General features: G+C 63.0%; 22 protein-coding genes. 13 read left to right on the top strand and 9 right to left on the bottom strand.

Annotation, left to right across the window (positions count from 1 at the left end):
* Window positions 1-69: 69 nt before the first annotated feature.
* Window positions 70-972, top strand: a complete 903-nt coding sequence (locus tag AB7E35_RS03330; RefSeq protein ID WP_428167067.1) for a lytic transglycosylase domain-containing protein — start codon at window positions 70-72, stop codon at window positions 970-972.
* A gap of 162 nt (window positions 973-1,134) precedes the next feature.
* Here AB7E35_RS03330 and acnB read toward each other — a convergent pair whose 3' ends face one another.
* The 4 genes from acnB to AB7E35_RS03310 all read right to left on the bottom strand — a co-directional run bounded on the left by acnB (window position 1,135) and on the right by AB7E35_RS03310 (window position 6,866).
* On the bottom strand, window positions 1,135-3,726 hold the full coding sequence (gene acnB, locus AB7E35_RS03325) for a bifunctional aconitate hydratase 2/2-methylisocitrate dehydratase (protein WP_428162841.1): 2,592 nt from the start codon (window positions 3,724-3,726) through the stop codon (window positions 1,135-1,137).
* A gap of 115 nt (window positions 3,727-3,841) precedes the next feature.
* Window positions 3,842-4,477: a hypothetical protein gene (locus AB7E35_RS03320; RefSeq protein WP_428162842.1), complete on the bottom strand. Its 636-nt coding sequence runs from the start codon at window positions 4,475-4,477 to the stop codon at window positions 3,842-3,844.
* A gap of 59 nt (window positions 4,478-4,536) precedes the next feature.
* On the bottom strand, window positions 4,537-5,544 hold the full coding sequence (locus tag AB7E35_RS03315; RefSeq protein ID WP_428167066.1) for an HpcH/HpaI aldolase/citrate lyase family protein: 1,008 nt from the start codon (window positions 5,542-5,544) through the stop codon (window positions 4,537-4,539).
* A gap of 335 nt (window positions 5,545-5,879) precedes the next feature.
* A complete protein-coding gene (locus AB7E35_RS03310) occupies window positions 5,880-6,866 on the bottom strand; it encodes a malate dehydrogenase (RefSeq protein WP_428162844.1) in 987 nt (328 codons plus the stop codon).
* Between the two features lie 200 nt (window positions 6,867-7,066).
* On the opposite strand from AB7E35_RS03310, the gene AB7E35_RS03305 reads away from it, so the two are divergent.
* The 10 genes from AB7E35_RS03305 (at window position 7,067) to fghA (ending at window position 15,686) form a co-directional block, all read left to right on the top strand.
* Window positions 7,067-7,858, top strand: a complete 792-nt coding sequence (locus AB7E35_RS03305; RefSeq protein WP_428162845.1) for a GntR family transcriptional regulator — start codon at window positions 7,067-7,069, stop codon at window positions 7,856-7,858.
* 135 nt (window positions 7,859-7,993) lie between these two features.
* The gene (gene sdhC, locus AB7E35_RS03300; RefSeq protein ID WP_428167065.1) at window positions 7,994-8,428 is read left to right on the top strand and encodes a succinate dehydrogenase, cytochrome b556 subunit; all 435 of its coding nucleotides are present in this window, start codon (window positions 7,994-7,996) and stop codon (window positions 8,426-8,428) included.
* Window positions 8,429-8,474: 46 nt separating this feature from the next.
* Complete coding sequence (sdhD, locus tag AB7E35_RS03295; protein WP_428167064.1) at window positions 8,475-8,840, top strand: succinate dehydrogenase, hydrophobic membrane anchor protein; 366 nt, start codon at window positions 8,475-8,477, stop codon at window positions 8,838-8,840.
* A gap of 22 nt (window positions 8,841-8,862) precedes the next feature.
* Window positions 8,863-10,668, top strand: a complete 1,806-nt coding sequence (gene sdhA, locus AB7E35_RS03290; protein ID WP_428167063.1) for a succinate dehydrogenase flavoprotein subunit — start codon at window positions 8,863-8,865, stop codon at window positions 10,666-10,668.
* Window positions 10,669-10,695: 27 nt separating this feature from the next.
* Complete coding sequence (locus tag AB7E35_RS03285; protein WP_428162849.1) at window positions 10,696-11,400, top strand: succinate dehydrogenase iron-sulfur subunit; 705 nt, start codon at window positions 10,696-10,698, stop codon at window positions 11,398-11,400.
* A gap of 5 nt (window positions 11,401-11,405) precedes the next feature.
* Entirely contained in the window at window positions 11,406-11,678 is a 273-nt protein-coding gene (locus AB7E35_RS03280) for a succinate dehydrogenase assembly factor 2 (RefSeq protein WP_428162850.1), read from the top strand.
* Between the two features lie 42 nt (window positions 11,679-11,720).
* The gene (locus AB7E35_RS03275) at window positions 11,721-13,031 is read left to right on the top strand and encodes a citrate synthase (RefSeq protein ID WP_428162851.1); all 1,311 of its coding nucleotides are present in this window, start codon (window positions 11,721-11,723) and stop codon (window positions 13,029-13,031) included.
* A gap of 280 nt (window positions 13,032-13,311) precedes the next feature.
* On the top strand, window positions 13,312-13,578 hold the full coding sequence (locus AB7E35_RS03270) for a metal/formaldehyde-sensitive transcriptional repressor (RefSeq protein ID WP_428162852.1): 267 nt from the start codon (window positions 13,312-13,314) through the stop codon (window positions 13,576-13,578).
* 36 nt (window positions 13,579-13,614) lie between these two features.
* Window positions 13,615-14,730 carry an S-(hydroxymethyl)glutathione dehydrogenase/class III alcohol dehydrogenase gene (locus AB7E35_RS03265; protein WP_428162853.1) on the top strand — a complete coding sequence of 372 codons (1,116 nt, stop codon included), beginning with the start codon at window positions 13,615-13,617 and terminating at the stop codon, window positions 14,728-14,730.
* Between the two features lie 74 nt (window positions 14,731-14,804).
* Entirely contained in the window at window positions 14,805-15,686 is an 882-nt protein-coding gene (fghA, locus tag AB7E35_RS03260) for an S-formylglutathione hydrolase (protein WP_428167062.1), read from the top strand.
* A gap of 2 nt (window positions 15,687-15,688) precedes the next feature.
* On the opposite strand, the gene AB7E35_RS03255 is transcribed toward fghA, so the two are convergent.
* Complete coding sequence (locus AB7E35_RS03255) at window positions 15,689-16,867, bottom strand: PA0069 family radical SAM protein (RefSeq protein ID WP_428162855.1); 1,179 nt, start codon at window positions 16,865-16,867, stop codon at window positions 15,689-15,691.
* Window positions 16,868-17,180: 313 nt separating this feature from the next.
* Between AB7E35_RS03255 and rnk the strand changes: the two genes are divergently transcribed.
* Complete coding sequence (gene rnk / locus AB7E35_RS03250; RefSeq protein WP_428162856.1) at window positions 17,181-17,588, top strand: nucleoside diphosphate kinase regulator; 408 nt, start codon at window positions 17,181-17,183, stop codon at window positions 17,586-17,588.
* A 73-nt stretch (window positions 17,589-17,661) separates the two neighbouring features.
* Here the strand turns inward: rnk and AB7E35_RS03245 are convergent, their stop codons facing one another.
* Window positions 17,662-18,819 (bottom strand): acyltransferase family protein, encoded by a 1,158-nt coding sequence (locus AB7E35_RS03245; RefSeq protein WP_428162857.1) that lies wholly within the window; start codon window positions 18,817-18,819, stop codon window positions 17,662-17,664.
* A gap of 459 nt (window positions 18,820-19,278) precedes the next feature.
* On the opposite strand from AB7E35_RS03245, the gene AB7E35_RS03240 reads away from it, so the two are divergent.
* Window positions 19,279-19,452 (top strand): hypothetical protein, encoded by a 174-nt coding sequence (locus tag AB7E35_RS03240; RefSeq protein ID WP_428162858.1) that lies wholly within the window; start codon window positions 19,279-19,281, stop codon window positions 19,450-19,452.
* Between the two features lie 51 nt (window positions 19,453-19,503).
* Here AB7E35_RS03240 and cydX read toward each other — a convergent pair whose 3' ends face one another.
* Genes cydX through AB7E35_RS03225 form a run of 3 tightly spaced genes read right to left on the bottom strand, consistent with a single transcriptional unit; the run spans window position 19,504 to window position 22,437 of the window.
* Window positions 19,504-19,641: a cytochrome bd-I oxidase subunit CydX gene (gene cydX / locus AB7E35_RS03235; RefSeq protein WP_428162859.1), complete on the bottom strand. Its 138-nt coding sequence runs from the start codon at window positions 19,639-19,641 to the stop codon at window positions 19,504-19,506.
* A 39-nt stretch (window positions 19,642-19,680) separates the two neighbouring features.
* Window positions 19,681-20,832, bottom strand: a complete 1,152-nt coding sequence (gene cydB / locus AB7E35_RS03230) for a cytochrome d ubiquinol oxidase subunit II (RefSeq protein WP_428162860.1) — start codon at window positions 20,830-20,832, stop codon at window positions 19,681-19,683.
* A gap of 18 nt (window positions 20,833-20,850) precedes the next feature.
* Window positions 20,851-22,437 carry a cytochrome ubiquinol oxidase subunit I gene (locus AB7E35_RS03225; RefSeq protein ID WP_428162861.1) on the bottom strand — a complete coding sequence of 529 codons (1,587 nt, stop codon included), beginning with the start codon at window positions 22,435-22,437 and terminating at the stop codon, window positions 20,851-20,853.
* Window positions 22,438-22,485: the final 48 nt, after the last annotated feature.

Here is a 22,485-nt window from a genome sequence, read left to right as displayed (position 1 = left end):
CGGTATCCCCTGGCTATGACCCAAACTGGGTAGTGACGACGTGGGAGAAGCTGCGCATACTGCATCTCCATGCGCCTTCGCCTGCCCAAACCTGCACTATGTCCAACGGCCTTGTGGTGCACCCTTGCCCTGTGCCCGGCGTGGACGCAGGCCGGGGGGCAGGAAAGCACCCAGGCGGCCAGCCTTCGCCAGCAGGCCATTGCCCACGAGCACGGCGAAGGCGTGGCGCGCGACGCACGGCGGGCCGTAGAGCTGTACTGCGCCAGCGCGCGGCTGGGCGACGTGCTGGCCCAGTACAACCTGGGATGGATGTACGCCCACGGGCGCGGTGTGCCGCGCGACGATGGGGCTGCTGCTTTTTTCTTCCATGCAGCCGCCGAACAGGGGCTGGAGGTGGCTACGCGCATGCTTCGGGTGGTGGGCGGCACCACCGGCGAAGTGCCCGAGTGCATGCGCCTGCCGCCGCCCGCTGCGGCAGACACGGCCCCGCCCGGCGTGGACTACCAGGCCATCGCGCCGCGCAAGATCATGCAACTGGTGCACCAGATGGCGCCGCAATACCAGGTGGAGCCCCAGTTGGCGCTGGCCATCATTGCAGCAGAGTCCAACTTCAACCCCCAGGCGCTGTCGGCCAAGAACGCGCAGGGACTGATGCAGCTGATTCCCGAAACCAGTGAGCGTTTCAACGTCAAAAACCCCTACGACCCGGCGCAAAACATCCGAGGAGGACTGGCCTACCTGCGCTGGCTGCTGGCCTACTTTGAAGGCGACGTGGCACTTGTGGCCGCGGCCTACAACGCTGGTGAGGGCAAGGTGGAGCGCTACCGCGGTGTGCCGCCTTACCTTGAAACGCGCACCTATGTCCAGCGCATACTGAAGGCGGTGGGCACCAAGGCGCATCCGTTCGACCGCAGCGTGACGCAGCCCTCGCCCGCGCTGCAGCGGATCCGGCTGGCGCCGCGGCCCGGCTGATTTGCTGGCTTGACCTCGGCCCAAACAACCCGCGAAAGCCGGGCGCAAGCATCTATCGGTCAGTAAAACACTGCACAAAAAGAACCCCGCCAGGTTCGTACCGGGCGGGGTTGCTGGCTTGGTGGGCTTCCAGCAGGCAAGCCCAAACAGGGCATCAGAGCATCAGGCGGCAACGCCCTTGGCCACGTCTGCGTATTCTTCGATCTGGTCGAAGTTCATGTAGCGATAGACGCTGGCCTTGTCGGCATCGATCACGCCCATCTCCTGCAGGTACTCTTCCTTGGTCGGCAGCTTGCCCAGGCGCGAGGCAATGGCGGCCAGCTCAGCCGAGCCCAGGAACACGTTGGTGTTCTTGCCCAGGCGGTTGGGGAAGTTGCGGGTGGAGGTGGAGATGACCGTCGCACCCTCACGCACCTGCGCCTGGTTACCCATGCACAGCGAGCAGCCGGGCATTTCGGTACGGGCACCAGCCGTGCCGAAAGCCGCGTAATGCCCTTCCTTGATCAGCTCGTTCTGATCCATCTTGGTCGGCGGGGCCACCCACAGCTTGACGGGAATGTCGCGCTGACCACCCAGCAGCTTGGCCGCTGCGCGGAAGTGCCCGATGTTGGTCATGCACGAGCCAATGAAGGCCTCGTCGATCTTGGTGCCGGCCACTTCGGACAGGAACTTGGCATCGTCCGGGTCGTTGGGGCAGCAAACGATGGGCTCCTTGATGTCGGCCAGGTCGATCTCGATCACAGCGGCGTATTCAGCGTCCTTGTCGGCCTCCAGCAGATCCGGCTTGGCCAGCCAGGCTTCCACCTTCTCGATGCGGCGCTGCAAGGTCTTCGCATCCTGGTAGCCGTCGGCGATCATGTTCTTCATCAGCACGATGTTCGACTTCAGGTACTCGATGATCGGCTCCTTGTTGAGCTTGATCGTGCAGCCAGCAGCCGAGCGCTCGGCCGAGGCATCCGACAGCTCGAACGCCTGCTCCACCTTCAGATCAGGCAGACCTTCGATTTCAAGAATCTTGCCCGAGAAGATGTTCTTCTTGCCGGCCTTGGCCACGGTCAGCAGGCCCGCCTTGATGGCATACAGCGGAATGGCGTGCACCAGGTCGCGCAGCGTCACGCCGGGCTGCATTTCGCCCTTGAAACGCACCAGCACCGACTCGGGCATGTCCAGAGGCATCACGCCCGTGGCGGCGCCGAAGGCCACCAGGCCGGAGCCAGCCGGGAAGGAGATGCCGATCGGGAAGCGGGTGTGCGAGTCGCCGCCGGTGCCCACGGTGTCGGGCAGCAGCAGGCGGTTGAGCCAGCTGTGGATCACGCCGTCACCTGGGCGCAGGGCCACACCGCCACGGTTGCTGATGAAGGCAGGCAGCTCGCGGTGGGTCTTCACGTCCACGGGCTTGGGATAAGCCGCGGTGTGGCAGAACGATTGCATCACCAGGTCAGCCGAGAAGCCCAGGCAAGCCAGGTCTTTCAGCTCGTCACGGGTCATGGGGCCGGTGGTGTCTTGAGAACCCACGGTGGTCATCTTGGGTTCGCAGTATGTGCCGGGACGTACGCCCTGGCCTTCCGGCAGACCCACGGCACGGCCGACCATCTTCTGCGCCAGCGTGAAACCGGCCTTGGACTCGGCGGGCGCTGTGGGCAGGCGGAACACGGTGGAAGCGGGCAGGCCCAGGAATTCACGCGCCTTGGCGGTGAGCGACCGGCCAATGATCAGGTTGATACGGCCACCAGCGCGCACTTCGTCCAGCAGCACGTCGCTCTTGAGCGCAAATTCGGCCACGGTTTCGCCGTTCTTGACGATCTTGCCGTCGTAGGGCAGCACGTCGATCACGTCCCCCATTTCCAGCCTGGACACGTCCACTTCGATCGGCAGCGAACCGGAGTCTTCCTGTGTGTTGAAGAAGATGGGGGCAATCTTGCCGCCCAGCGTCACGCCGCCGAAACGCTTGTTCGGCACGAAAGGAATGTCCTGACCGGTGGCCCAGATCACGCTGTTGGTAGCCGACTTGCGCGAAGAACCGGTACCCACCACGTCGCCCACATAGGCCACGAGGTTGCCCTTCTTCTTCAGGTCTTCGATGAACTGCATCGGGCCACGCTTGCCGTCTTCCTCGGGCTTGAAGGCTGCGTCAGGACGCGTGTTCTTCAGCATCGCCAGGTAATGCAGCGGGATGTCGGGGCGGCTCCAGGCGTCGGGAGCGGGGGACAGGTCGTCGGTATTGGTTTCGCCAGGCACCTTGAACACGGTGACGGTAATTTTCTTCTCGACTTCAGGGCGGCTGGTGAACCACTCGGCATCGGCCCAGCTCTTCATCACTTCCTGGGCCTTGGCGTTACCCGCCTTTGCTTTGGTGGCGACGTCGTTGAAGAAGTCGAACATCAGCAACGTCTTCTTCAGCGCTTCAGCAGCCACGCCAGCGACTTCAGCGTCGTCGAGCAACTCGATCAAGGGATGCACGTTGTAGCCACCCACCATGGTGCCCAGCAGTTCGGTGGCCTTGGCCTTGGAGATCAGGCCAACCTGGATGTCGCCATGCGCCACGGCCGCGAGGAAAGAAGCCTTTACCTTGGCCGCGTCGTCCACACCCGGCGGCACGCGGTGCGTCAGCAAGTCGAGCAGGAATTCGGCCTCGCCAGCGGGCGGGTTCTTGATCAGCTCAATCAGCTCGGCCACCTGCCTGGCCTCCAAAGGCAGGGGGGGAATGCCCAGGGCGGCGCGCTCGGCCACATGGTCGCGATAGGCTTTCAACATGTCTTTTTTCTCCGGAATGGTCTTGGTTTTCAAAGTGGGACAACAAAAACCCGGCCTGGCATGCGCACGCCAAACGCACGCATGGCAAAGCCCGGGCCAGGGGGGCGAGAGCGGGTTAGCGGGTGACAGGACTGTCCAGCAAGCTGGGTGGCGGGTTTTTCTTGATGGCCGCAGCCACTACCACCTGCTGCGGACCCATGCACTCGTCAGCTATGCGCTGGCCCAATTTGTGATTCATGAGCATGGACTTGTTGGCAATTTGAATCCAGACTGCACCGGCCTTCTGGTCTTCCAGACGCACGGCGCTGGTGGCTGCCACGACGGGAGCCATGTGATAGCGAAAGCCCTTGCCATGCACGAAGAAACGGCCAGGCGACTGCGGATCAGCCTCCACCTCGACAAAGGCGCCGAGTTCGCAGGCCATGCGGCCGGTATAGACAGACTCGGCAATCGCCAGCTCCTGGGGGGTGAGCGCAATTTCGGCCGCACTGATGCCAGCCGCCACCTGCATGGCACCACTGTGCAAGCGGGTGCGGCTGCTGGTGGGTGCTGCCTTGGCCACCACGGTCGCCGACTTGTCTGGGGCTGCCTTCGTGGACTTGGCGGCCGGCTTGGCGGCGGCGGTCTTGTTGGCGGTGGCCTTCTGACTCTGCGCCTTGACTGCAGGCTTGGCAGGCGATTGCGATGCCGTCTGCGCGGCGGCCAATGCGGGAATCAGGGCTATGAGCGCGGAAGCGATGAGGGTCTTCATGGGGACTCCTGCGGGGGGTGGGATTTAAAACGGGCGGTTTGGCAGCAAGGATACCCGTGTCATGCCTCGGCCTGTGGTTGTGCAAACCAGGCCTGCGCCTCGGGGGGGAGCGCGCGGCCGGTCTGGTGCGCACGATCAAGCACCTGCCAGAAGTAGCGGTAACTGGCTCGATCGTGCAATACGCCATCTTCGCTGATAGGGGCCCAGTCAGCTTCCATGGCGGCGCAAATGATACGGGCGGCACGTGCGATCTCGGACTGCTCGGGCGCAAAGGCCGCGAGGATCGGGCGGATCTGCGCCGGGTGAATGCTCCACATGCGCGTGTAACCGTATTCACGGGCTGCGCGGCCCGCTGCGGCCTGCAGCACGGCTGCGTCGCTGAACTCGGTGACCACGCAATGCGACGGCACCTTGCCGTGGGCATGGCAGGCGGCGGCAATCTCTAGTTTGGCTCGCACGACCAGCGGGTGCTGAAACTGCCCATCCGATGTCATGCCTGTGGCGGGAATGGCGCCGCCATGGGCCGACACAAAGTCCATCAACCCGAAACTGAGACTCTGGATCCGCGGGTGCGCCGCAATATCAAAGGCACGGTGCACTGCCGCCGGTGACTCGATGAGTGCGTGCAGCGGCAAATGGTTGGCGCCGGCAGCGTCCAGCGCACGCTCAGCCGCCAGAACGTCATCCACCGTCTCCACCTTGGGCAGCATGATGTGGCACAGGCGAAGGCCCGCCTCGCCCGCGATGATGGTCATGTCCTGCTGAAAAGCGGGGTGATCCACCGTGTGCACACGTGCCGCCACGCGCGCTCCCGGCGCCGCATCCCGGGCCAGTTGGGCCACCAGCATGGCGTGCTCGCGCTCTTGCCCCACCGGAGCGCCGTCCTCGCAATCCAGAGTTACGTCAAACACGCAATGCCCAAATTCGAGCTGCATCTGCTGCTGCAACTGCAGGCTTTTGCGCATGCGCACTTCCACGCCACTGTAGTGATCGCACACGGGAATGCCGTGAGCGCCCGCCTGGGCGCCTAGCAGGACTTGGGCAGGATGTGCTGCGGACGTTGTCATGGGGCACGCTGCGCGAAAAAGAAGGCCGGGGCAAAGCCCGCCAGGTTGCGGACATCCTGCTGTGCCAACCAAAACCGGCTTGCGCAACGCAGGCAGGCATGAATGAAACCGGCGCGTAACCCGGCAGGCACAAAGCCGAGAACAGCTGGAAGCCTATCCGAGATGACGTTCGGTACCAGCATCACATCACCCACGGATCGCCCGATGGCGCACCCCGCGCCGACGCTGCGCCGGGAAACGGGGGTGGCAGCAGGGAACCGGACTGAAAAACCCGCGCCGCCAGTCCGCTCGCCAAGGAGACACTGCAACGGCGCATGGTTCCGAGCGTGCATGGATTACAGCAGGTGCTTGACGCCGTCCTGCTCGCCCTGCAGTTCCGCCAAAGTCTTGTCGATGCATTCTTGCGAGAATGCATCGATTTCCAGACCTTCGACGATTTTGTATTCGCCGTTTTCAGTGGTCACCGGAAAGCCGAACACAATGCCCGCTGGGATGCCGTACTCGCCATTGGAAGGCACTCCCATCGTCACCCACTCGCCGTTGGAGCCCAGGGCCCAGTCGCGCATGTGGTCGATGGCAGCATTGGCTGCCGACGCTGCGGACGACAGGCCACGCGCAGCGATGATGGCCGCGCCGCGCTTGCCCACGGTGGGCAGGAACACATCCTTGTTCCAGACCTGGTCGTTGATGGCATCCTTGACCGACTTGCCGTCCACAGTGGCGAAACGGTAATCAGCGTACATGGTGGGCGAGTGATTGCCCCACACCGTCAACTTCTTGATATCGCCGACTTTGAAGCCACCCTTGGTAGCCAACTGCGAAGCTGCGCGATTGTGATCCAGGCGCAGCATGGCGGTGAAGTTCTTGGCCGGCAGATCGGGGGCCGACTTCATGGCGATGTAGGCGTTGGTGTTGGCGGGGTTGCCAACGACCAGCACCTTCACGTTACGGCTAGCCACCTTGTTCAGCGCCTTGCCTTGCACGGTGAAGATGGCAGCATTGGCGGCCAACAGGTCGGCGCGCTCCATGCCGGGGCCACGCGGACGGGCACCGACCAGTAGCGCGTAGTCGGTGTCCTTGAAGGCTTCTTCGGGGTTGCTGTGCGCTTCGATGCCAGCCAGCAGCGGGAAGGCGCAGTCCTCCAGCTCCATGATCACGCCCTTGAGCGCGTTCTGGGCTTTTTCGTCGGGAATCTCGAGCAGTTGCAAGATGACGGGCTGATCCTTGCCCAGCATTTCGCCGGAGGCGATGCGAAACAGCAGTGCGTAACCGATTTGGCCTGCAGCGCCTGTAACGGCGACGCGAACGGGTTTCTTGCTCATGAAAAAGCTCCAGGATTGATATGACAGAAAGAAAGGTGTTGGTGCAAGGTTGCACCAGCGCCAGTCAGCAGCCCGTGCCCCGCAAAACAGGCGCAAAGTGTACCGCCGTTTCAGGCGCAGGGTCAATTTGTCTTGTGTCTTATATAAGATATGATCTGATATCACCTTCCTGAATGCGGGCTCGCCCGCCCTGCACCAACATGCCGCTTGCTACCCCGTCAAACACCGAAGGCACGTTCGTACCAAGCACGGGCGCGGGCGCCGCCACACCGGCATTCAGTCCGCTGTACCAGCAAATCAAAGGACTCATCCTGCACAGCCTGCAACACGGCGAATGGAAGCCAGGAGAAGCCATTCCGAGCGAAACCGATCTGGCAGCCCGCTTTCGCGTAAGCCAGGGCACCGTGCGCAAGGCCATTGACGAACTGGCCGCAGAAAATCTGGTCACCCGCCGCCAAGGCAAGGGCACCTTTGTGGCCACCCACGCTGAGCATCAGGTGCAGTACCGCTTCCTGAAACTGCTGCCGGACACGGGAGATGCGCGAGTCGAAGGACCCGCGCAGCGCACCATTTTGGAATGCCGCCGCACCCGCGCCAGCGCCGAGATCGCCCGCATCCTCGCACTACGCGCCGGCGATCCCGTGATCCAGACCAAACGCATTCTTTCTTTTGCGGGCGTACCCACCATCCTGGAAGACATCTGGCTGCCCGGTCATGCATTCAAGGGGCTGACGGCCGATCAGATGGCCCAATACCAAGGTCCCACTTACGCGATGTTCGAGCTGGATTTCGGCGTACGCATGGTGCGGGCCGAGGAAAAAATACGTGCCATACTGCCCGACGAAACCCAGGCGCACTGGCTCAACGTGCCGCCCGGCACTCCCCTGCTCAGCGTGGAACGTCTGGCTTACACCTACAACGATGTTCCGATGGAGTTACGCCGCGGCCTGTATCGAACAGACACCCACCATTACCACAACGAACTGAGCTGACACGCCGCACAACCCGCCGCACATCAAGAAAATACGCAGTCCCCACAGGTACTCCCTGTTGCATTGCAATAGAATTTTGCGTTACCTGAACCCGCGCAATTACAACGCAGTTACATCCACGAAAGCACACCTGCCATGACTGAGCTTGCCAAGAAACGGCCTGAGTACCGCAACATCAACATCTTCAACGACGTGAGGACCTACCGCTTGCCCGTAGCCGGCTGGGTGTCCATCCTGCATCGAGCAAGCGGCATGATCATGTTCCTGCTGCTGCCCTTTGTGATCTGGATGTTTGACGCCTCGGTGTCCTCTGAAATCTCCTTTGGCACATTCACTGCCGCCTTCTCTGCCGGCCTGGGTTTCGTGCCGGGGTGGCTGGTCAAGCTGGTGGTTTTGGCCCTGATCTGGGCTTACCTGCACCACCTCATTGCCGGCCTGCGCCATGTCTGGATGGACGTGAGCCACTCCGCTGTCAGCAAGGAGTTCGGCAAGAGTTCTGCCATCGTGACGCTCGTGGTCAGCATCGGCCTGACCTTGATCTTGGGCGCCAAGCTCTTCGGCCTGTATTGATCCGCGCTCTGCGCACATGCCTCTTTAGCAAGAATAAGGAACACCCATGTCTGTGAATTACGGCTCCAAACGCACCGTCGTCGGTGCCCATTACGGTGTGCGCGACTGGCTGGTTCAGCGCGTCACCGCGGTTTTGATGGCCCTCTTCACCCTGGCCGTCCTGGTACAGGTCATTTTCAGCAAAGGCTCTGTCGGCTACGACCTGTGGGCCGGCATTTTTGCTGCCCAATGGATGAAGCTGCTGACGTTCGCCGTCATCGTGGCCCTGATCTGGCACGTCTGGGTTGGCGTGCGCGACATCTGGATGGACTACGTCAAGGCCGCAGGTCTGCGCCTGGTTCTCCAGGTCTTCACCATCGTCTGGCTGGTGGCTTGCGCCGGCTGGGGCTTCCAGGTTCTGTGGCGTCTCTGACTCCCCCGATTGAAAGAAAACAATGAGCTACACCAAAGCCAATCTCACCAAGCGCAAGTTTGACGTGGTCATAGTCGGTGCCGGCGGCTCCGGCATGCGCGCCTCGCTGGAACTGTCCCGCGCTGGCCTGAACGTGGCCTGCCTGTCCAAGGTCTTCCCCACCCGCTCGCACACCGTGGCAGCGCAGGGCGGCGTGTCCGCGTCGCTGGGCAACATGTCCGAGGACAACTGGCACTACCACTTCTACGACACCATCAAGGGCTCCGACTGGCTGGGTGACCAGGACGCCATTGAGTTCATGTGCCGCGAAGCACCCAATGTGGTGATCGAGTTGGAACACTTCGGCATGCCGTTCGACCGCAACCCTGATGGCACCATCTACCAGCGCCCGTTTGGTGGTCACACCGCCAACTATGGCGAAAAGCCCGTGCAACGCGCCTGCGCCGCGGCCGACCGAACCGGCCACGCCATGCTGCACACGTTGTACCAGCAGAACGTCAAGTCGAAGACCAACTTCTTCGTCGAATGGATGGCGCTGGATCTGATCCGCAACACCCAGGGCGACGTGGTGGGCGTGACTGCACTGGAGCTGGAAACCGGCGACCTGTACGAACTGCATGCCAAGGCCGTGCTGCTGGCCACCGGCGGTGCAGGCCGCATCTTTGCTGCATCTACCAACGCCTTCATCAACACCGGTGACGGCCTGGGCATGGCGGCACGTGCCGGCATCCCGCTGCAGGACATGGAATTCTGGCAGTTCCACCCCACCGGCGTGGCCGGCGCTGGCGTGCTGCTGACCGAGGGTTGCCGTGGCGAAGGCGCGATCTTGCTCAACAGCAATGGTGAACGCTTCATGGAGCGCTACGCTCCCACGCTGAAGGATCTCGCGCCGCGCGACTTCGTGTCCCGCTCCATGGACCAGGAAATCAAGGAAGGTCGCGGCTGCGGTCCCAACAAGGACTACATCCTGATGAAGCTCGACCACCTGGGCGCCGACACCATCCGCAAGCGCCTGCCCTCGGTGGAGGAAATTGGCCACAACTTCGCCAACGTGGACATCACCAAGGAGCCTATCCCCGTGGTGCCCACCATTCACTACCAGATGGGTGGCATTCCCACCAACATCAACGGCCAGGTGGTGGTGCACGACGGTGTGCAAAACAAGGTGGTCAACGGTCTCTATGCCGTGGGCGAATGCTCCTGCGTGTCGGTGCACGGCGCCAACCGCCTGGGCACCAATTCGCTGCTGGATCTGCTGGTGTTCGGCAAGGCCGCTGGCAAGCACATCGTGGAATTCGTCAAGCGCTTTGGCGACCACCATGCCGTGCCTGCCGACGGCTCTGACCGCACCCTGACGCGACTCAACCAGCTGCAAGAGTCCAAGGAAGGCATTTACGCCCAGGACATCGCAGGCGACATCCGCAACTCGATGCAACAGCATGCTGGTGTGTTCCGCACGCAAAAGGGCATGGACGAAGGTGTGGTCAAGATCAACGCCATCCGCGAACGCGTGGGCGCTGTGACGCTCAAGGACAAGTCCAAGGTCTGGAACACGGCCCGCATGGAAGCGCTGGAAGTGGACAACCTGATCGAAGTGGCCCAGGCCACGATGACCTCCGCAGCGGCCCGCAAGGAATGCCGCGGTGCGCACACTGTCTATGACTACGAGCACCCCGCCGACCACCCCGAGTTCCCGCTGGGCCGCAACGACAAAGACTGGCTCAAGCACACGATGTGGCACAGCGAAGGCAACAGCCTGACCTACAAGCCCGTCAACCTCAAGCCCCTGACCGTGGACAGCGTGCCGCCCAAGGTTCGCACGTTCTAACCCCGACGCCCACGAAAGAACATCCCCATGAAGCGTACTTTCAAAATCTACCGTTACGACCCGGACAAGGACGCCAAGCCGTACATGCAGACCGTCGAGCTGGAGCTTGACGGCCACGAGCGCATGCTGCTGGATGCCCTGGTCAAACTCAAGCAGATGGATCCTTCCATCTCGTTTCGCCGCTCCTGCCGCGAAGGGGTGTGCGGCTCTGACGCGATGAACATCAACGGCAAGAACGGCCTGGCCTGCCTGACGAACATGAAGACCCTCACGGGCGACATCGTCTTGAAGCCCCTGCCCGGCTTGCCCGTGATCCGCGACCTGATCGTGGACATGACACAGTTCTTCCAGCAGTACAACTCGATCAAGCCCTACCTGCAAAGCGACATCTACGCCTCGCCCAGCAAGGAGCGCCTGCAGTCGCCTGAAGAGCGTGAAGAGCTCAACGGCCTGTATGAATGCATCTTGTGCGCCAGCTGCTCCACCAGTTGCCCATCGTTCTGGTGGAACCCAGACAAGTTTGTGGGCCCTGCGGGCCTGCTGCAGGCCTACCGCTTCATCGCGGACAGCCGCGACACGGCCACCGGCGAGCGTCTGGACAACCTGGAGGATCCCTACCGCCTGTTCCGCTGCCACACCATCATGAACTGCGTGGACGTGTGTCCCAAGCACCTGAACCCTACGCGCGCCATTGGCAAGATCAAGGAATTGATGGCACGCCGCGCCATCTGAGAACCATGGCCGACGAAGTACTGCTGGACGAACGCGAAGTAGCCATTTTGCGGTGGCGTTCCCGCCGCGGACTGGTCGAGAATGACCTGTTCATCGAGCGGTTCTTTACGACCCACGGCTCGCGCCTGACCGCTCGTCAGGCGCGAGGACTCACGGCATTGATGGACTTGTCGGATAACGACCTGCTGGACCTGCTGCTGCGCCGCACGGAGCCAGCGGGCGAGATCGACACCGACGAAGTCAAGGACGTGCTGAAACAGCTGCGCCAACGTGCATAGCACCCGGCCTTGTGCAAGGCAAACTACAAAAGGAAACTGGAAATGAAACTGGCAGACAACAAAGCGACGCTCTCGTTCAGCAACGGCAGCCCCAGCGTGGAGCTTCCCGTGTACCAGGGCAGCATCGGCCCAGATGTGGTGGACATCCGCAAGCTGTACGCGCAGACCGGCATGTTCACCTACGACCCCGGTTTCCTGTCCACGGCCTCCTGCCAGTCGTCCATTACCTACATCGACGGCGACAAGGGCGAGCTGCTGTACCGCGGCTACCCCATCGAGCAACTGGCCGAAAAGTGCGACTACCTCGACACCTGCTACCTGCTGCTCAAGGGCGAACTGCCTGGCGCCACGCAGCGCGATGATTTCCACAAGCTGGTGCTGCAGCACACCATGGTGCACGAGCAGATGCAGTTCTTCCTGCGCGGTTTCTGCCGTGACGCACACCCCATGGCCGTGCTGACGGGCCTGGTGGGCGCAATGTCGGCCTTCTATCACGACAGCACCGACATCAATAACCCCCAGCACCGCGACATCGCTGCCATCCGGCTGATTGCCAAGATGCCCACGCTGGTGGCCATGGCCTACAAGTACGGCAAGGGTGAGCCCTACATGTACCCGCGCAACGACCTCTCGTATGCAGGTAACTTCCTGCGCATGATGTTCGGCACGCCGTGCGAGGACTACAAGGTCAACCCCGTGATCGAGCGCGCGATGGATCGCATCTTCATCCTGCACGCAGACCACGAGCAAAACGCCTCCACCTCCACCGTGCGCCTGTGCGGCTCGTCGGGCACCAACCCCTTCGCTGCCATCTCCGCTGGCGTGGCCTGCCTGTGGGGCCCTGCCCACGGCGGCGCCAACGAAGCCTGCCTGAACATGCTGGAAGACATCCAGCGCAACGGCGGCGTGGCCAAGGTGGGCGAGTTCATGGAGCAGGTCAAGGACAAGAACTCCGGCGTCAAGCTGATGGGTTTTGGCCACCGCGTGTACAAGAACTACGACCCCCGCGCCAAGCTCATGCAAGAGACTTGCAACGAAGTGCTGGCCGAGCTGGGTCTGGAAAAAGACCCGCTGTTCGCCCTGGCCAAGCAGCTCGAGAAGATTGCCCTGGAAGACGACTACTTCGTGCAGCGCAAGCTCTACCCGAATGTGGACTTCTACTCCGGCATCGTGCAGCGCGCCATCGGCATCCCGGTCAACCTGTTCACCGGCATTTTCGCGCTGGCCCGCACCGTCGGCTGGATTGCCCAGCTCAACGAGATGATCAGCGATCCCGAATACAAGATTGGCCGTCCACGCCAGTTGTTCACAGGTTCCGAACGCCGCGACGTACCCGACCTCAACAACCGCTGATAGGCGCGTTGCCTGCCCGCAGGCAACCGCTTCCCAAAGCCCGCACGCACTGGTTGCCTGCGGGCTTTTTTGTCTCTGCCACTGGGCCGCGCAAGCGCAGGCTCAGACTGCCGAATGCGCTTGAAATCGGCTTGCACGGCCGCCTTCATGGCTTATACCCCTACCCAGTAATAATGAAAAACACCTTGTTAACGCATACCAGATCGTCATATTTCTTTTATACTCACCCATAGTACGAGAAAACTGCATTGTTTCAGGCTTTACGACAACCGCCAGCACCATGCCACACAGCGCCGAGGACAAGCAACGCGCCATCACGCGGCTACGCCGTATCCGCGGCCAGGCCGAGGCCCTGGAACGCGCCGTAGAAGCGGGCAGCGACTGCGCGCCCCTTCTGCAGCAGCTTGCTGCCCTGCGCGGCGCCGTGCATGGGCTAATGGCCGACCTGCTCGACAGCCATATCCGCGAAACGCTGGCGCAGCAGCCCGCGCCCTCGCCTCAGGCGGTCGATGAAACCCTGTCCCTGCTGCGCTCGTATCTGAAATAACCTGCCCCTCTTTCAGTCAGCCCCAGGAGTCCTCCCATGAAATCCCGCGCCGCCGTAGCCTTCAAAGCTGGTGAACCCCTGCAAATCGTCGAGATCGACGTCGCGCCGCCCCAAAAGGGCGAAGTGCTGGTCAAGATCACGCACACCGGCGTCTGCCACACAGACGCCTTCACGCTCAGCGGCGACGACCCCGAGGGCATCTTCCCTGCCGTGCTGGGCCATGAGGGCGCGGGCATCGTGGTCGAAGTGGGCGAAGGCGTGACCAGCGTCAAGCCGGGCGACCACGTCATTCCGCTGTACACCGCCGAATGCGGCGAATGTCTGTTTTGCAAGAGCGGCAAGACCAACCTGTGCGTGGCCGTACGCGCCACGCAGGGCAAGGGCGTGATGCCAGATGGCACCACGCGCTTTTCATACAACGGTCAGCCCATTTATCACTACATGGGCTGCTCCACCTTCAGCGAATACACCGTGGTGGCCGAGGTGTCGCTGGCCAAGGTCAACCCCGACGCCAATCCCGAGCAAGTCTGCCTGCTGGGCTGCGGCGTGACCACCGGCCTGGGCGCGGTGAAGAACACCGCCAAGGTGCAACCGGGCGACTCAGTAGCCGTCTTCGGACTGGGCGGCATCGGGCTGGCGGTGATCCAGGGTGCCCAGCTGGCGAATGCCGGCCGGATCATCGCCATCGACACCAATCCGTCCAAGTTCGACCTGGCGCGCACCTTCGGCGCCACGGACTGCATCAACCCCAAGGACTACGACAAGCCAATCCAGCAAGTCATCGTCGAGATGACCGGATGGGGCGTGGACCACAGCTTCGAGTGCATCGGCAACGTCAATGTGATGCGTGCCGCGCTGGAATGCGCACACCGCGGTTGGGGCCAGAGCGTCATCATTGGCGTGGCCGGTGCGGGGCAGGAGATCAGCACCCGCCCCTTTCAGCTGGTCACCGGCCGCAAGTGGCTGGGCACGGCCTTTGGCGGCGTCAAGGGCCGCAGCGAGCTGCCCGGCATGGTCGAAGACGCGATGGCCGGCAAGATCCAGCTGGCGCCGTTTGTCACCCACACCATGGGCCTGACCGACATCAACCAGGCGTTCGACCTGATGCACGAAGGCAAGTCGATCCGTTCGGTGGTGCGCTACGCGGATTGAAGCAGTAGCATTTTTTGGCTCTAGCGCTTATTTGACAAGCGCTTACAGCTATCAATACAGAAGCAACCCAACCTATGCCCAAATCCCTGGAACTGCTCTCCGCCCATGCCTGCTTTGGCGGCGAGCAGCGCTTTTACCGCCACGCATCGCGCACCGTCGGCCTGCCAATGCGCTTTGCCGTGTATCTGCCGCCCCGGGCGCTGGACAGCGCACATGTCGGCGAACGCGTACCCGCACTGCTTTACCTGGCGGGCCTGACGTGCACTGAAGAGACCTTCCCCACCAAGGCCGGCGCGCAGCGTCTGGCAGCAGAGCTAGGCATGGCACTCATTACCCCCGACACCAGCCCGCGCGGCGCAGGTGTGGCAGGCGAAGCCGACGCCTGGGACTTTGGCGTGGGCGCGGGCTTTTACCTGGACGCCACGCAGGCGCCCTGGTCCACGCACTGGCGCATGGAAAGCTATCTGCTTCAGGAGTTGTTGCCGCTGGTCACCAGCGCGCTGCCAATTGACGCCGCCCGGCTGGGCATCTTCGGCCACAGCATGGGCGGGCATGGCGCGCTCACGCTGGCACTGCGCTACCCGGGCCGTTTCAAAAGCCTGTCGGCGCTGGCACCCATCTGCGCGCCCACGCAATGCCCCTGGGGTGAAAAAGCCTTCACTGGCTATCTGGGCGCCGACCGCTTGAGCTGGGGCGAGCACGACGCCACCGTGCTGATCGAAAACTACCCCGCCGCACCCTACCCGGGTGGCATCCTGATCGACCAGGGGCTTGCAGACAAATTCCTGCCCGACCAGTTGCACCCGCACCTGTTCGAGGCTGCCTGCGCATCAGCGGGCCAGCCGCTCACGCTGCGCCGCCACGCGGGCTACGACCACGGCTACTACTTCATCCAGAGCTTCATCGACGACCACCTGCGCCACCACGCGCGGCAGTTGGGCGTGCCTGGGGCGTAAGCTCAAAACAGCACGCCTTGCCCCCGCGCCAGCGCCGGGCGGTACTGCGACAAGTCAAGCTCGGTGCGCTGGCGGTTCAGGCCCAGGCGCGCGCAGGTTTTCTCAAAGCGCTGGCGCAGCAGGTCGGCCCACAGGCCGGTGCCTTTCATGCGGGTGGCGTGGTGGCTGTCGTAGCTCTTGCCGGCTGCACGCGCGGCTGGGTCGATGCCGTGCAGATCCTGGATGCGCGCCATGACGCGCGCGGCGCGCTGCGGATAGTGCAGCTGCAGCCATTCGAGCATCAGCGCGTCCAGCTCCCACGGCAGACGGATCACCGTGTAGAAGGCCGAGGTAGCGCCCGCATCGCGCGCGGCGGCCAGCACCTGCTCCATATCTTCGGTGATGAAGGGAATCTGCGGCGCCACACTCACGCCCACGGGCACGCCGGCATCGGCCAGCGCGCGTATGGTGCGCAGGCGCCGGTGCGGCGCGGCGGCGCGCGGCTCCAGCACACGCGCCAGCCGCGCGTCCAGCGTGGTGATGGTCACGTAGGCCGCGGCCAGGCGGCTGTGCGCCAGCGGGGCCAGCAAGTCCAGGTCGCGCTCCACGCCGCTGCTCTTGGTAATCAGCGAAAACGGGTGGCGCGCATCGTGCATCACCTCGATCAGCGCACGGGTCAGGCGCAGCTCGCGCTCCACGGGCTGGTAGCAGTCGGTGGCCGAGCCGATGTTGACCACCGACGGCCTGTGGCTGGCACGCGCCAGCTCGGTGCGCAATACGTCGGCAATGTTGCGCCTGGCGATGATGCGCGTCTCGAAGTCCAGCCCCGGCGAGAGGTTGAGGTAGCTGTGCGTGGGCCGCGCGTAGCAGTAGATGCAACCATGCTCGCAGCCGCGATAGGGGTTTACCGACTGCTCGAAAAAGATATCGGGCGAGTCGTTGCTGCACAGTGCGCTGCGCGCGTCTTCAAGGATCACCTGGGTTGGCAAGGAAGTTGCGGCCGCATCACCCTGGTCATCCCGACCGTCCACACTGCCACTTGGTTCAACTGCCTGCGCACCCCAGCCATCATCGAAGGGCTCGCGCGCATTGCGCATGAAACGGTGGGACGGCTGGGAGGCCGCGCCGCGCCCCTTGAGCGCGCGCACAGGCACCCGCACCACGGCAGCGGGCCGCTGCGCGCCAGGGTCTTCGTCGTGCATGAATGACTGCATGATCTGACACATCACAAGCTGTATGAATGAACAGTCATTCTGGCACTTTTTGACAGATCGCAACGCGCTACGCCTTTCTTCAGCACACGGCAAGCGCAGCAGCAATTCGCACTGCGCGCGTGTGTGATCGCTTGGCAAAACGCCGATCCCGACGCACAATCGCACCCCTTCGCGCATCAAGATGCGCGCAATCCACAGAACAAGCCTTGGCCCGGACAACCCCGTTGCCCGGGCTTTTGTCTGTCAGAACGCGTCTGCACAGTGGCCGCGTTTTCACCACCGTTTACGAGGAAGTCACACCATGCAGAGCAAGCCCAACATCATCCTGTCGTCCCTGGACATGGATCGCATCGAAGCCCTGCTGGACAAACAAACCGCACCCTTCCCCGGACGCGAGGCGCTGGAGGCAGAGCTGAACCGCGCCGACGTGTTCGACCCCAAGGACATGCCGCCCAACGTGGTCACCATGAATTCCACCGTGCGCTTCACGCTGCTGGAATCCGGCAAGTCCAACACGCTGACGTTGGTGTACCCCAGAGAAATGGACGGATCGGGCGAAAAGGTGTCGGTGTTCGCGCCCGTGGGCATTGCCCTGCTGGGCCTGAGTGTGGGCGATGAGTTTCAGATGCCCAGCCCCACGGGACAGGTCACGGTACGGGTGGATGCCATCGAGTTTCAACCCGAAAACGCGGGCGAGTTGCACCGCTGAAGCATCTCGGCTGCTGCAGCGCGACCAGTAACGCGGCGCGCAGCGGCTGCCTTGTTTTCTTATTGCTTTCTGTTCAGTCCAGCGCTGCCATCAACGTCGTCGTCAACAGCCCCGCGCCCACCAGCCCGGCTTGCCAGCGTAGCGCAAGATTCCAGCTGGGCACGTGACGCTCCACGTGCTCATACAGCACATGGCCCGCGTAGAGTGACAGCCCGAAGGCGATCACCATACCCGCCAGCGCAGCCGTCACCGACTGCGGCCAGAAATGGCTCTCCACGGCATTGACCAGCACACACACGGCAAAGTGCGCCAAAAACACCGAGTAAGACATCTGCCCCAGCCGACTCAAAGGTGACCAGCCTTGCCAGCGCGCCGTTGCCGGAAGGCGCATGACAGCCACCAATGCCAGCGATGTGGTGCCGGCCAGCGCGATGCGCGGGCGCCAGTCCAGCACCAACGCCGTCAGCACCAGCGCCGCCATCAGCAGCGCCCAACCCCAGGCAGCCGCACGGGGCGCCTGCACGGCCCACCAGGCCATCATGCCCAGACCGTAGGCGCCAAAGAAATACACGGCCCAGGTGTCCCAGTCTGCGTCGCGGTTGAAGTACAGCAGCGACGCTGCCACGCCCGCCACCACCAGGGCCTGCGCAAAGCTCACACCCCAAGGTCCGCGCGGCTCTTGCGCAGGCCCGCCGCCGCGCGCACGCAGGATCGCCGTAGCGCGGGATGCGCACGCCAGCACCAGCGTCATCAGCGCAAACAGCTGAAAGTCGATCGCCACATACCAAACACCGGCCGACAGCGATTCCTCGCCCAGCACCCCCTGCAGCAAGAGCGCATGCGCCAGCAATTGCACCAGGCCCGGCGGGTCAGACACGTAGGGCTGGTCAAACCACGGCTGCACCGCCGCCTGCACCACGATGGCCAACACCAGCGCCGCCGCATAAGGCACCACCAGGCGCACAAAGCGCCGCGCGATGCGCTGCGCGGGGTCTGCAAAGCGCGCACTGCCTTGAGGCGCCAGACTGGATGCCGCAAGATAACCGCCCAGCACCAGGAACACTTGCACTGCCATGCGCGCGTATTCGTACAGCCAGTCGATCACCCCGGGAATCACCTGGCGCGCCACGTCAGACATGGGACCATAAAACGCCAGGTGGTGCCAGACGATGGCGGCGCAGGCCAAGCCCTTGGTGCAGTCGATCAACGCACTGCGGCTAACGTGGGACATGGGTGGCAATCGGGAAGGCTTTCAGGCCCAGCAAGGGGCTGACCATCAAAGCCAGCAGCCCCGGGCCTACGCCTGCGAAAGAGAGGAAAGACAAAACAACGTCATTATTGTGCGCCTTTCATCACACTCATGCACGGCGCCAACAGCCACGTCGGCACTTTCTGTGCCCGGCGCCCAATCAAGGCCATGGTGCAATTCAAAAACTCTTCCCACGGCGAACCGGCCATTTGTCTCGCACTCTTGGAGAGCGGGGCAGCCGCCGGGACATCAGCCGCGCCGTAGGCCAGATCTACGCCTTGCGGCCTCCGGCCGCAGAGCCGCTCAACGCCGACCAGATCAAGGAGACATTGGAGTTCTCTCGCGCCAACAACGCCACCAGCATCGGGCTCAAGAATGAGGCCTGCCGGCCTGATACAGCTGCGCCATCAAAAGCGCCACGCCCAGCAGCGCATATGCGACATGTACGGGCTAATCGACCGGCTGATGACCCGGCGCGACGACTTGCAGCACCTGTCGCACGAAATCGACATGCAGCTCATGGAAATGGGCATGGCCGTGACGCTGCGGCGCGAACTCAAGAACCGCGTCACAGGTTCAAAGGGCCGCGCCCAACCCGATGAAACGGACGACTGACCACAGTCCACCCGGAAAAGAAGAACAGCTCCCGAGGGAGCTGCTTTTGTTTCAATGCTTGGCAGGCTTTTCGCGTGCTAGCAATTCGCGGCGCGTGGCCTCGTCATCCATCAGTTCGTACCACATCGCGTTGAGCACCGCGAAGGCCGCCGCCAGCGGCAGGCCGAGCAACCAGGCGAAATACCACATGGTTTTGTTTCCTTTCTTGCAGCTTCGTGAGCCAGGGGATTAATAAGAGTGGCCCCGGCCATCGACGATGGCCATGGGATCGATCTTGCCGCGCAGCACGCTGTAAACCCAGCTGGTGTAGGCCAGGATGATGGGCACGAAGATCAGTGCACACACCAACATGATGAACAGTGTCAGATGGCTGGACGAGGAATCCCAGACCGTGAGGCTGTGCTGCGGGTTCAGCGACGAAGGCAGAATGAACGGGAACATGGACGCGCCCACGCTGGCGATGATGGCCGCGATGCCCAGACCGCTGGACAGCAGCGCCAGCCACTCGCGGCGCAGCCGCATGCCCAGGGCCGCCAAGAGCGGCAGCAGCAGGCCCAGGGCCGGCACCAGGTAGAGCGCGGGCTGCGCCCGGTAATTGGCAAACCAGGCACCCGCATGCACTTCGGCCGTCTTGAACAGCGGGTTGGACGGCCCCACGGGATCGACCGCGCTGGTGATGCGGTAACCGTTGAACGTCGCCAGCCACACGCCTGCCACCGCGAACAGCACCGTGGTTGCAATGGCGGCAATCACGCCGAAACGGCGCGCGCGGGCTGCCACCTCGCCCTCGGTCTTGAACACCAGCCAGGATGCGCCGTGCATGAGCAACATGGCCAGAGAGACCAGGCCAGCCAGCAGCGCGAACGGGTTGAGCAGACCGAAGAACGTACCCTCGTAGTAGATGCGCATGTCGGGCGCGAGGCGAAAGGGCACGCCCTGCAGTACGTTGCCCACGGCCACGCCGAAGATCAACGCCGGCACCACGCCGGCCATGCACAGCACGGCATCCCAGCGCGCACGCCAGGCGGGTTCCTCGCGCTTGCTGCGGAACTTAAAGGCCACGGGGCGCAGGATCAGCGCTACCAGCACGGCGAACATGGCCAGGTAAAAACCGGAGAACGAGATGGCATACAACTGTGGCCAGGCCGCGAAGATGGCACCACCGCCCAGGATGAGCCAGACCTGGTTGCCCTCCCACACGGGGCCTACGCTGTTGATGACGACGCGTCGCTCCACGTCGGTTTTGCCCACCAGAGGCAGCAAGGCCGCCGCTCCCAGGTCGAAGCCATCGGTCACGGCGAAGCCGATGAGCAGCAGGCCCAGCAGTCCCCACCACAGAAGGCGAAGGACGTCGTAACTCAGCAGTTCGTGAAGAATCATGGTGTCAATCTCCCCAGCTCATTGCCCGCGGGCGAGCTTTTGCATCAACGGAAAATAGGTGGTCAGGTGCGGCTCACTCTCCTCGTGCGGCCCCTTGCGTATCGCCTTGATCAGCAGCTTCATCTCGATGACGAAAAGCACGGTGTAAATGGCGACGAAGCCGGCGATGGTCAGCAGCAGCGTGCCCGCCCCCAGGTTGGAAACGGCCAGCGCCGTGGGCAGCACGCCTTCGATGATCCAGGGCTGGCGGCCCACCTCGGCTACGATCCAGCCGCATTCGGCGGCAATCCAGGGCAGTGGAATGGCGAATACCGCCAGCTTGAGCATCCAGGGATGCGCATCCAGCCTGCGGCGCACCGACAGCCAGAAGAACGCGGCCGTGAGCAGGATGAAGAACATGCCTAGCCCCACCATGATGCGAAAGCTCCAGAACAGCGGCCCCACGGCCGGCACCGTGTCCCAGGCAGCTTGCCGGATCTGCGCGTCCGTCGCCTGACGCGGGTCGTCCACATAGCGCTTGAGCAGCAGCGCGTAGCCCAGCATGGCACCCTTGTCCTCGAACGCCGCCCTGGTCTCGGCCGGTACCTGATCCGGTGCACGCACCGCACGGATGGTCTCCAGCGCGTCATAGGCCACGATGCCGTCCCGCACGTACTGCTCGGTCTTCTTGACCAAATCGTTGATGCCCGGAATCTCGGTGGTCAGCGAACGCGTGCCGATCAGGCCCATGACCCAGGGAATGTGCACGGCGTAATGCGTCTCGCGCGCCTCCTTGTCGGGGAACCCGAAGGCCGTAAAGGCGGCCGGCGCAGGCTCGGTGTCCCACATGGCCTCGATGGAGGCCAGCTTCATCTTCTGGTGCTCCGACGACAGATAGCCGCTTTCATCACCCAGCACCACCACTGACAGTGCCGCGGCCAGGCCGAACGAGGCAGCCACTGTCATGGAACGGCGCGCCAGTTGGATGTGCCGGCCCTTGAGCAGGTACCAGGCCGAGATGCCCAGCACGAAGATGGCCGCTGTCACATAGCCGGCCGAGACCGTGTGCACGAACTTGGCCTGAGCCACGGGGTTGGTCAGCACGGCGAAGAAATCGGTGACCTCCATGCGCATGGTCTGGGGGTTGAACTGCGCGCCCACGGGGTTCTGCATCCAGCCGTTGGCGATCAGGATCCACAGCGCCGAGAAGTTCGAACCCAGGGCCACGCACCAGGTAGCCACCAAGTGCCCTACCTTGCTCATGCGATCCCAGCCAAAGAAGAACAATCCCACAAAGGTGGCTTCGAGAAAGAAAGCCATCAGCCCCTCGATGGCGAGCGGCGCGCCGAAGATGTCGCCCACATAGTGGCTGTAGTAGCTCCAGTTCATGCCGAACTGGAACTCCATCACGATGCCGGTGGCCACACCCATGGCGAAGTTGATGCCGAAAAGTGCGCCCCAGAACTTCGTCATGTCGCGCCAGATGGTGCGGCCCGTCATCACGTAGACGGTCTCCATGATGGCGATGATCACGGCCAGGCCGATGGTCAACGGAACGAAAAGGAAGTGGTAGAGCGCCGTTACCGCGAACTGCAGCCGCGATAAATCGACGATGTCGAAGTCCATGGTGAGATCCTTTCTCTCGAGTTACTTGGGATGAATTCCTTGCTGCCA

It is taken from the genome of Diaphorobacter sp., assembly GCF_050251835.1.
GTDB lineage: Bacteria > Pseudomonadota > Gammaproteobacteria > Burkholderiales > Burkholderiaceae_C > JBFXIE01.
The sequence above is the reverse complement of the archived record's forward strand: the minus strand, read 5'-3'. Positions and strand labels throughout refer to the sequence as shown.